9 protein-coding genes and 1 pseudogene are annotated in these 10,177 nt (G+C 36.2%); all 10 read right to left on the bottom strand.

Annotation, left to right across the window (positions count from 1 at the left end; genetic code table 11):
• Positions 1-143: 143 nt before the first annotated feature.
• Positions 144-1,100: a 2-hydroxyacid dehydrogenase gene (locus tag B2145_RS08700; RefSeq protein ID WP_291101060.1), complete on the bottom strand. Its 957-nt coding sequence runs from the start codon at positions 1,098-1,100 to the stop codon at positions 144-146.
• 138 nt (positions 1,101-1,238) lie between these two features.
• Positions 1,239-2,015, bottom strand: a complete 777-nt coding sequence (proC, locus tag B2145_RS08695) for a pyrroline-5-carboxylate reductase (protein ID WP_291101057.1) — start codon at positions 2,013-2,015, stop codon at positions 1,239-1,241.
• A 198-nt stretch (positions 2,016-2,213) separates the two neighbouring features.
• Entirely contained in the window at positions 2,214-3,623 is a 1,410-nt protein-coding gene (gene mgtE, locus B2145_RS08690) for a magnesium transporter (RefSeq protein WP_291101054.1), read from the bottom strand.
• Positions 3,613-4,392 carry a 16S rRNA (adenine(1518)-N(6)/adenine(1519)-N(6))-dimethyltransferase RsmA gene (gene rsmA / locus B2145_RS08685; protein ID WP_291101051.1) on the bottom strand — a complete coding sequence of 260 codons (780 nt, stop codon included), beginning with the start codon at positions 4,390-4,392 and terminating at the stop codon, positions 3,613-3,615. Before rsmA ends, mgtE begins: the two co-directional genes overlap by 11 nt.
• A 98-nt stretch (positions 4,393-4,490) precedes the next feature.
• Positions 4,491-5,387 (bottom strand): Abi family protein, encoded by an 897-nt coding sequence (locus B2145_RS08680; protein ID WP_291101049.1) that lies wholly within the window; start codon positions 5,385-5,387, stop codon positions 4,491-4,493.
• 214 nt (positions 5,388-5,601) lie between these two features.
• Positions 5,602-5,913, bottom strand: coding sequence for a DUF4286 family protein (locus tag B2145_RS08675; RefSeq protein WP_291101046.1), 312 nt, complete (start codon positions 5,911-5,913; stop codon positions 5,602-5,604).
• A gap of 74 nt (positions 5,914-5,987) precedes the next feature.
• The gene (locus B2145_RS08670; RefSeq protein ID WP_291101043.1) at positions 5,988-7,766 is read right to left on the bottom strand and encodes a tetratricopeptide repeat protein; all 1,779 of its coding nucleotides are present in this window, start codon (positions 7,764-7,766) and stop codon (positions 5,988-5,990) included.
• A 31-nt stretch (positions 7,767-7,797) separates the two neighbouring features.
• Positions 7,798-8,331 carry a hypothetical protein gene (locus B2145_RS08665; protein WP_291101040.1) on the bottom strand — a complete coding sequence of 178 codons (534 nt, stop codon included), beginning with the start codon at positions 8,329-8,331 and terminating at the stop codon, positions 7,798-7,800.
• A 44-nt stretch (positions 8,332-8,375) separates the two neighbouring features.
• Positions 8,376-9,647: a serine--tRNA ligase gene (gene serS / locus B2145_RS08660; RefSeq protein WP_291101038.1), complete on the bottom strand. Its 1,272-nt coding sequence runs from the start codon at positions 9,645-9,647 to the stop codon at positions 8,376-8,378.
• Positions 9,648-9,961: 314 nt separating this feature from the next.
• Positions 9,962-10,177, bottom strand: a pseudogene (locus B2145_RS08655) (hypothetical protein); the annotation flags it as partial.

Genomic DNA, 10,177 nt, shown 5'->3' with positions numbered 1-10,177 from the left:
GCAAAATTTATGCTAGAAAACGATAACAATACCGGTAGTTATTTCAAATTAGTCCAATAAAAAGGGAACTAAATGAAATATACAGCGGCATTATACCAGAACGATTGGACTAAAACATATTAACCAATGGCATAAAAAACCATTTACTTTAAAGAGTATTTTGCCCTTATTTTATCGACAATTACTTGCGCCAATCGCTCATGACTTTCAAATGTCCAACCAGCAATGTGCGGCGTAAGGATTGTGTTTTTTGCATCCAATAAATATTGGAAAGCTTCCGGTGTGTGTTTGTCTTGAAAAAGGGTTTCAAAAGACAGTTTCTCGTATTCCAAAACGTCTAAACCAGCACCAAGAATTTTTCCGGATTGCATTGTTTCAACTAAATCTGCGGTTACAATATTTTTCCCTCTTGAGGTGTTTATTATCCAAAATGGTTTCGCAAAAGCGTTGATGAAATTCGTGTTGACCATCTTGTCCGTTTCGGGAGTCCAAGGAATATGCAAGCTCAAAACATCGGTTTTGAGTTGTAATTCTTCGAGTAAAACTTGTCTGGCATTTTCATCGCCAACGTTTTCCTGAATATCATAACACAAAACTTCTACATCAAAACCTCGCAGTTTTTTGGCAAAGGATTTTCCCATATTTCCATAACCAATAATTCCGACGGTTTTTCCGTCGAGTTCGTGACCACGATTTTTTTCTCGGTTCCAATGACCTGATTTTATTTCCTTGTCGGCACTATTCAAATTATTGAAAAGGGACAAAATCATTCCCAAAGTATGCTCGGCCACCGCATTCCTGTTGCCTTCGGGTGCTGCAATAAGTTGGATGTTTTTTGACAAAGCATAGTCACAATCAATGCTTTCCAAACCAGCGCCAACGCGTGCAATGAATTGCAAATTAGTCGATTTGTCCAGAAATGTTTTGTCGATTTTGAATCGGCTGCGGATAACAATGCCTTGATAATCTTGAATTTTGGTTTCAATCTCTTCTTTCGAAGAAGTGAAATCTTCATGATTGATAAATCCCGCTTGCTGCAATTGTTCCCAAAGCAATGGATGATTGCTGTCGATATGAAGAATTTTGATTTCTTTGTCCAAAGTTTAAGGTTTAATGTTTGATGTTTCGTATTATTGGCAAGTTACTCTTTTTGCATTAGGGATGGAAGCGGCATCCCACACTTTTTTGCGTGGATACAGCATACAGCCCGACCGAAAGGAATGCTAAAATATATTAATTTATCCCTTAATTTGTTTTAAAGAAGTCTTGATTCCTCTAATCAATGACGAACTGAATCCGTGCATTTCCATTTCGTTTAATCCCGCAATGGTACAGCCTTGTGGTGTTGTTACCCTGTCAATTAATTGTTCAGGATGTCCTTTTTCTTCCAAAAGCATTTCGGCAGCTCCTTTTACGGTTTGGGCAGAAATCGCCAAAGCCGTTTGCCAATCAAATCCTATTTCGATTCCGGCTTGCATGGAAGCGCGAATATAACGCAAGGCAAAAGCCGTTCCGCTTGCCGCTAAAACCGTAGCCGCATCCATCAGTTTTTCGTCAATAATAGGTGCCGTTCCCAAGTCTTGGAATAATGCAACCACATTTAGTCCGTTCTCTTTGTCTTTTTCACGGAAAGCAATACAAGTCGCCGATGCTCCAAATTGAGCCGCAATATTAGGCATAATTCGGATGGCGCTGTTTAAAGCTCCTATTTTATTTTGCAAATTCTCTACTGACAATCCACTCACTGCCGAAGCAATAGTTTTGTTGGAGATTTTTGGAAGTATTTCGCCCAAAACAGTATCAACCTGATAGGGTTTTATGGTCAAAATAATAATATCCGCTTCTTGAATATGATGTGTATTGTCCGTAGAAACCGTGATTCCTAAATTTTCAAGATGCAAAATGCTTGCGGTATTCCTTCTGGTTATGGTAACTTGGTTGTTTTTTGAAAATTTTGCTATTCCCAATGCTATTGAAACGCCCAGATTTCCACCCCCAATAATGTGTATTTTCATTTTGTGTTATTTTTTTCTCCCCCCAACCCCCTCCTTCGGAGAGGGAACCGAGAGTGTTATTTTTAAATTTGTTTTTATCTATTTAATTGAAATTGTTTTCACAATCCAAAAGTAAAATTCATTCCAAATACCTCGTTTTTGTTGAAACAAAAGAATCTTTTTTCAATAGTTTTGAACTTGTTCTATGCGTTTTTGATTCTATAATAACTTCCCTTTCAATAACAAAGAGGCAATCGTAAAATAAATAACCAAACCCGTTACATCAACTAAGGTGGCGACAAATGGTGCTGACGATGTTGCAGGATCGAGCTTTAGTCTTTTTAACAAAAACGGGATCATCGAACCTGAAAGTGTGCCCCATAAAACAATAAAAACCAGTGAAATTGAAACCGTCATTGCAACAGCAACCCAATGAATTCCATATTGATATAATCCTGTTTGCTGCCAAATCATAATTCTAATAAACCCCACAATTCCCAATATGGAACCCAATAAAAATCCGGATGCGATTTCTTTTTTCATTACAAACCACCAGTCTTTTAAAGTTAATTCCTTTAAAGCCATAGCACGAATAATCAAGGTTGCGGCTTGCGAACCGGAATTCCCACCACTCGAAATGATGAGAGGAACAAATAATGCCAAAACTACTGCTTTTTCTATTTCTCCTTCAAAAAATCCCATTGCGGAGGCCGTAAACATTTCTCCAACAAATAAAACAACCAGCCAAGTAGCTCGTTTTTTAACCATTTCAAAAAGCCTGGTTTGCACATAAGGTAATTCAAGCGCTTCCAAACCCCCAAACTTTTGAATGTCTTCGGTATCTCTTTTTTCTATTTCTTCTTTTATGACATCAATGACATCATCTATCGTGATGCGACCCACTAAACGACCCAATTCATCAATCACAGGAATGGCTTCCAAGTCATATTTATCCATTATTCGGGCCACTTCTACATCCGGCGTTTCCACATCTACAAAATGCAGTTTACTGATATAAAATTCACTAATAGGTGTTTTGGTAGTAGGTGCCGTCAGCAAATCCTTTAGCGACAATCGACCTTTAAGTTTATTTTCGTCATCGACCACATAAATAGAATGTACTCTGGAGATATTCTCTGCCTGAATTCGCATTTCTTTCACGCAAGTCATCACATTCCAATTTTCATTGACTTTTACCAATTCTTTGTGCATAATTCCCCCGGCAGTATCTTCATGATAACGAAGCAAATCGACAATTCCTTTGGCATGCTCAATATCTTGAAGTTCTGATATTACCTCGGCTTTTCTAACCTTGGAAAGCTCTCCAATAATATCTGCGGCATCATTTGTCTCTAATTCATCGAGCTCCTCGGCAATTTCTTTCGAAGAAAGCCGGCTTAATATTTTTTCCCGTAAATCATCGTCCAGTTCAAGAAGAATTTCAGCCGTTTTTTCGCTGTCCAAAACCTGGAAAATGTAGGTCGCTTCATTTATATCTACCTCGTCAAGAATTTCCGCAAAATCAGCGTGGTGCATATCATTCAATAAAATTTCCAGTTGCTGGTTATTTTTATCTTGAATGAGTTGCGCTATTTGTTGAATTAAATCTTTGCTGATTTTAAACTCCATCGGCTTCTATTTTTTGGGTAAGTGCTATAAATTGCTCAACGTTAAGTTGTTCCGGCCGAAGATTAAAAACTTCGTCTTCTCTTAAATCGTCGGACAAATTTAGTGTTTTTAAACTATTTCTCAATGTTTTTCTTCTTTGCTGAAAAGCGGTTTTTACCACCGTGAAAAACAATTTTTCCCCACAAGGCAAACTGTAATTTTCTTTTCTTCGCAAACGTAAAACTCCCGATTTAACTTTTGGCGGCGGAATAAAAACGTGTTCATCGACCGTAAATAAATATTCGGCATCATAAAATGCCTGAACTAAAACCGATAGAATTCCGTAGGCTTTGGTTCCCTTTTTTTCACAAATTCGTTCGGCAACTTCTTTCTGAAACATTCCGGCGAATTCCGGTATTTGGTTGCGATATTCCAAAGCTTTGAAAACAATCTGTGTAGAAATATTATAAGGAAAATTCCCGATTATGGCAAATTGTTTGCCTTCGAAAATTTCGTTGATGTTGTATTTCAAGAAATCCTTTGATATAATTCTGCCGTGTAACTTCGGATAATTCTCGTCCAGATACGTCACGGATTCTGTGTCGATTTCGATAACATAGACATTGATTGGTTTTTCCAATAAATACTTGGTCAAAACGCCCATTCCGGGACCTATTTCAAGAACATCGTCATATCCTTCCAGATTCAGGGTGTCGGCAATTGCCTTGGCGATGCTTTCATCTTTCAAGAAATGTTGTCCGAGGTGTTTTTTGGCTTTTACTTTTTCCATATTTTTTTTGTTTTGCCACGAAGGCACAAAGGCGCAAAGTGTGTTTATGTTTGGAAGTCACAAATTGTGTTCTTCAAATGTATTTCGAAAACTGAAAACTATTTCCAAAGATTTTCATTATTCCAATTAGGTTTCATTCCGAGTGCATTGGGATCAACATTTGGATATCTAATAAATAATGCATTTAATCTTAGCCCAAAATCATTTTCAGGTTGAATTCTATCTAATAAATATTTCATAATGCAGAGATGAACATACAACTTTTCGTTCTGTTTTGGCACGTCCTCAACCCAATTAAATGGAGGGTTTGGCAATAGTTTTGGATTTCCCGGCAAATTTTTGTTCCATAACCTAGAATGATGTGCGCAATAATTCCGAATTTGAGCAATGGATTGTAGCCAACTTGGTAAAAAAGTGTGATTAACAACTCCATATTCCTTTGCAATTATATCCTTAGAATGAACGGTATTCTTCAAATTACCATATAATTTTGATAATGATCCAAAACTTGTTTGCTCTAAAGATTTCCAAGCTGGCGGAAAACGCAAATCGTCTTTATGGTTTTTGAAATGATTTTTGATTGTTATTTCTTTACTTCGTTCTAATTCTTCTTCTAGACTCGAAAGCGTTTTTACTGAAGCCTTACTGTCTATAAATAAATCGAAATTTTGAAACCACCAAGGATTGAATTCGTGCGAAAGATGATAAATTAACTTGGTTCTTAAACTTATTTCTATTTTTTCGATGATGTCAAATAACAAAATTTTCAGTTCTCCGTCAAATTGATAAAGTGCTATTACATCTTTAAATTTACTATTTTCTTTAAAGATATGGTTGACTTTATCCGATTGCATCGAATGCCAATATTCGCCCAACCGATAATAACTTATATGAGATAAATAATGTGCAGCGTTGTCTTCAGGAGTGATTAATAAGCCTCGTGTTTGTAATCTTTCTATCTGTTCTTGAATCGTAAAAGGTAGTTTTTCGAACATAATTAATCTAAAAAAATTAAAAACCGAAACGTCTTTAAAGCAAAAGACACACCCTGGGACGCTGTCTTTATTGCTAAAAACTGTAGCGTGGTGTGTACTGTTAGTGCAAAGGTATTAAAAAAAAGACATTACCCAATAATAAATTATATTTTTATAATTGGAGGTCACAAATTGCGACCTCCAATTTTATTTTATTTCCCAACTGAACACTTTTTTAATGCTCGCTTATCAACTCCAATTCCGTTCTAAAAGACAGCATTTTGTCTCCAAATAATTGCATAGCTTCATCCCGTAATTTTGGCGCGTCTTCTTGGTAATATTTTTCCAAAGTTGCTTTACTGTCGGTTGTGTATTGAACAGAATACGTTGTACCCCCCATTTCTTCCTCAATTAAAACTCGTACCATTCTTGCCGAAGAGAATTTTCCCGTGGCCAAAACTTCCGGAATATGTTTGTGTTGCATCCAAATCATCCACTTTTCGTGAACGCTTTCGTGTATGTTTGTGGTAACGTTGTAAATGATCATTTTTACTGTTGATTTAGTTAATTGGTTAATCGTTAATTCGGTTAAACAAATAAACAGTTAACCGATTAACCTTTTTAAAGATTCTTATCTCCTCGCAATTGCCGGTATTCCTTTCGAGCCTCGACAAAGTAAATACTGTCTTGATGATTAAAAATTATTTTCTCGTAAAGTGGTTTTGCTTTTTCGGGTTCTTGCAATTTGCTATTATATATTTCTGCCGAAAAATACAAAGCTTCATCCATATAAATTCCGTCAGCGTGATAATCCATAATATTCTGATATTGGGGTATAGCCAAATTATATTCGCCTTGTTTTTCGTAAATTTTCCCCAAACGCAAAAAAGTTACTGCTTCGATTTGCTGTCCTTTGAAGCTTTTCAAAATCGAATGAAACTGCACAATCGCTTCCTGATTCCTGTTTTGATACAACAAATAATCACCTTTGGCAAACTGTTTCAAGGCCGTTTGTGTCGAATCGGCAACGGTATTGTCATTGATTAAAAGGAAATATTCCAAGGCATCATTGGCAATCAATTGTGTACTTGCCGATTTCAATTCCTTGAACTGTTTCAAAGCCCATACAAAATCCCCTTGAAAATAACTGGTCTTGGCGGCTTTCAAACTCGCTTCATGCGCAACGGCATCGTTTTTTAAATCTTCTTCAATTTGCGAATAATAAAGCAATGCCTGATTGTATTTTTCTTCGTAAAGCAAAATATCCGCCAACTCCATTTTGGCCTGAGCCACTTCATAATCATTCAATTGCAAATCGAGCGCTTTCTTGATTATTGCCTTTCCTTCCTCGGGTTTTCGCAAATTAAAGGCCACAAAATGCGCCTGAATCAGTTGCAAAGATAGCGTAAAAGGACTTATTTCATATTCCTTCAACAAATCGGTTAATTCGGTGCTGATGGCGGCAAAATCTTTTTCCTGCGCCTTTTCGATTTTCATTTTTACCAAATAGGAATTCGCCTGAATAAGCAGTTCCAAATCCTTGGTGTTTTCCAATACAAATCCCAAAATTTCCTTTGCTGCTTCGGGATCGTCTTCTTCGATGGCGAGTTGACCCAAATTCACGATGTTCGAAAGCGATTCCGGATTGCGTTTGTAGATTGCTTTTTCTTGGATAAAAGCCTTGCCAAACTCTTTTTGTTGCACATAATACCAACTCAAATAACGGTTCCAAAAAACATCTTGGTTTTTCTGGGCTCTTGTAATTAATGCCTTTCGCAAGGTTTCGGTGAAGTTTTCATCACCTTCATCCACCATAAAACGAGCCAACTGATTTTGGATTTGTATCGAATTCTGGGGATTGGCAAAAGCTTCGTCAAGGAAAATGGAAATCATCTTTTCGGTATTGCCGAGTTGACCATAAAGCAGCGCCATTTGATAATTGAAGTTAAAATTTGGTTGGATTGCTATTGCCGTTTGATAGGATTTCAAAGCCTGCTCGAGCAACACTTTTTTCTCGAAAGAATTCGAAATTCCGTACACTTCATTTGGCTTATTCTTGATTCTGTCTATTGCCTCGTCGTAGTATTTTTTGGCGGAAGCCTCGTTTTTTTGCAACTGGAAATTATATCCTAATTCCACCAAAAGATTCCCCTGTTTGTATTTGTCCAAGCGTTCCCGAATGGCTTTTTCGGCAATATCAAATTGCTGTAACTGCTGGTAACAATCTATTGCGTGTTGAAAATATTGGGAGTTCTGCGGTGTTGCTTTTAATAATTCTTCGAAACTGATTTTAGCTTTCTCAAAATCGCCTTTATCATAGTAATACTGCGCCAATTGCTCATTTTGCGAAAAACAAATCAATGAAAAAAACAGGGTGATATGTAGAAAGAGTTTTTTCATTGGTTATTTTGAGAATTAGCAAAACTGAATCTTATTTACAATCATTTAAACAATTTGTATTTATTTCTCCTATACAATTTTTTGATGTTGTTTGATACTTTGAATAAAATACCCAATATTTTGTTTTTGAAGTAAAATCTCTAAGTAATTTTAAATCAATAATTTCACTTTTAGTTTTTAGTTTTATATTAATTTCTTTTGACCCAGTATTTCTCCCGCTTGTCTGTTGTTTGATTTTCTTTAATGCTATTATTAAACTATCATTTTTTCTAATCGAATCATTTATGTATAATGTGAAATCTGAATTATTTATCTTTTCAATTTTCTTGGTAATTTCAGTTCTGCTTAATTTATTAACATAAGAGTTCAAACCAAAAATAGAAACGAATGATATTATTATTAAAATTGCCGAAATTCTAAAATAGATATTTTCTTCTAAATAATTTAAAACGTTTGATTCATTATTATGTAATTTATATGCAACTCCAAGAATGACAAATACACTGAATGAAATAATTCCGATTATTCCTAAAATAGGAAATAAAAAATCAATTATCTCTATCATATATTCAAATGTTATTTTTTTTTGGAATTCCGGTAGTATCCTAACTAATCAATAACATCAAACCCACAATAGCTTCGCAAAACCTCAGGAATCACGATTCCTTCCGGAGTTTGGTAATTTTCAAGAATTCCTGCTAGAACTCTTGGCAAAGCCAATGAACTTCCGTTTAAGGTATGTGCCAATTGATTTTTTCCGTCTTTATCTTTGAAACGCAATTTCAAACGATTCGCTTGAAAAGTCTCGAAATTAGAAACCGAACTGATTTCTAACCAACGTTCTTGCGCCGTAGAATACACTTCGAAATCATACGTCAACGCTGATGTGAAACCCATATCGCCGCCACAAAGACGCAATATTCTATACGGTAATTTCAATTCTTGGAGAATATTTTTTACGTGAGCCACCATTCCTTCCAAGGCTTCGTAGGATTTGTCAGGATGTTCCACTCGCACGATTTCTACTTTATCAAATTGGTGCAAACGGTTCAATCCACGAACGTGAGCGCCATAAGAACCGGCTTCACGACGGAAACAAGGCGTATAAGCTGTTGCCAAAACCGGCAATTCGTTTTCGTTCAAAATCACGTCGCGAAACAAATTGGTTACCGGAACTTCTGCTGTTGGAATCAAATATAAATTATCGGTGGCATCGTGGTACATTTGACCTTCTTTGTCCGGCAATTGTCCCGTTCCATATGCCGAAGCTTCGTTAACCATATGCGGAACTTGGTATTCTTTGTAACCTGCAGCGGTGTTTTTGTCCAAGAAATAAGAAATCAAAGCACGTTGTAATCTGGCCCCTTTTCCTTTGTAAACCGGAAATCCTGCGCCAGTAATTTTTACGCCCAATTCAAAATCGATGATGTCGTATTTTTTTACCAATTCCCAGTGCGGTTGCGCACCTTCGTGCAAAACGGGAATATCGCCTTCTTGAAAAATGTTTAGATTTTCCTCCGGAGTTTTTCCTTCGGGAACAATGTCGGCGGGAAGATTGGGTAACGTGTATAGTCTTTTCGTCAGTTCACTTGCCAAAGCATCGGCAATCTCGGCCAATTGTTTACTTTTTTCTTTTAATAGAACTGTTTTTTCTTTTAGAATGGCGGCTTTGGATTTTTCGCCGTTTTTCATCAATTCGCCAATGTCTTTGGATAATTTATTAGATTCGGATAAAACACCGTCCAACTCCACTTGGGTGGCGCGACGTTCTTCATCCAGTTGCACGATTTCTTCAACAACACCGGTGGCATCCATATTTCTTTTTGCCAAAGCCTTGATTACTTTTTCCTGATTCTCTCTAATAAATGCGATTTGTAACATAGCTTGATTTTTTAAACTCTTTGTTTGTTTTCAATATAAGGAAGCAAATTTAAGGAAATGTTTGGTAGAAATGGGACAAAAGTTTCAATGAAAAAAAGGAATCCTAGCGGCTATGGAATATAAATCTTTTTCCACCACAATTTCAAAGATTAACACTTAATCCCTAAAAAAAATTAAACACATAGATTCATAGAAAAAAGATTTAGATAGACCAATTCTTGGTTTTCACATAGCTATGCATTCTAAAAAAAAATGAAATGCCTTTATAAAACAACAACAACAACAACAACTATGTTTCTATGCGTTTAAAAAACTTATTCTCTTTTAATCTCGTGACCCACAAATTCTTCTAAAATGGCAAACATATCGTCTACCGAAAGCACTTCGAAATCGGGGTGGGTTTTAAGAAAATTTGCATTCAACATAATCAGGTTTTCATCTATTTCGAAAAAAGTATCGTTGTTGAGCAAATCTCTTGTTGGGTTTACACCTTCTAGTTTTCCTTTGAGGAATTTATTGAGCTTCACGCT

Source organism: Flavobacterium sp. UBA5153 (assembly GCA_002413745.1).
Taxonomy (GTDB): Bacteria; Bacteroidota; Bacteroidia; order Flavobacteriales; family Flavobacteriaceae; genus Flavobacterium.
Note: the sequence above shows the minus strand (reverse complement) of the source record. Positions and strands in the feature narration are given on the sequence as shown.